Below are 508 nucleotides of genomic sequence, written 5' to 3'. Positions count from 1 at the left end.
GGGGTGACGTGAGCGCGTTAAGGATCTAGGTGTTCACGTTGGCCGGAATGGCTGTTCAACTTCGCCGGAATACGCACTTGCAAGGCAGACTCTTCGCACTGCTGGTCAGCAGGCTTGCCGTACTGCTTGAGCCAGGCATACAGACTGTGGCAGGATACCCCAAGGGCTCGTGCAACGTCAGCCAGCGGCCGTCCGCGCTCGGTGATTTGTTTAACGGCTTCGATTTTGAATGTTTCTGGATAACGCGGACAGGTCATAACACCTTCAATAGTTGCCTCATTTTAAGGCTGTGAGGTTTCTAGGGAACTGGGGGAGATTCAGTCACAGCCCTTGCAGCTTATTGGCCCAAAAGTGGGCAGAGGCACAAGCCTCCATGCCGATCAAGCAGGGTGGAATATTGGCAAAAAAGGAGGCTATTTGTGAGCGCTTGAGTTGCTTGTTGAACAACCGCTTACCGTGCTCGTCCACCCCGTGAACCTGGAATACCTCTTTTGCCAAATCTATGCCG

The 508-nt window shown here is 53.3% G+C and carries 2 pseudogenes; both read right to left on the bottom strand.

Going from position 1 to position 508, the window contains the following annotated elements:
* Nucleotides 1-26 precede the first annotated feature (26 nt).
* Nucleotides 27-257 (bottom strand): annotated as a pseudogene (locus tag NOM06_RS20855) (transposase); the annotation flags it as partial.
* Between the two features lie 67 nt (nucleotides 258-324).
* Nucleotides 325-508, bottom strand: a pseudogene (locus NOM06_RS20850) (IS110 family transposase); the annotation flags it as partial.

This window comes from Aeromonas sp. JL9 (assembly GCF_024436075.1).
Lineage (GTDB): Bacteria > Pseudomonadota > Gammaproteobacteria > Enterobacterales > Aeromonadaceae > Aeromonas > Aeromonas veronii.
The sequence above is the reverse complement of the archived record's forward strand: the minus strand, read 5'-3'. Positions and strand labels throughout refer to the sequence as shown.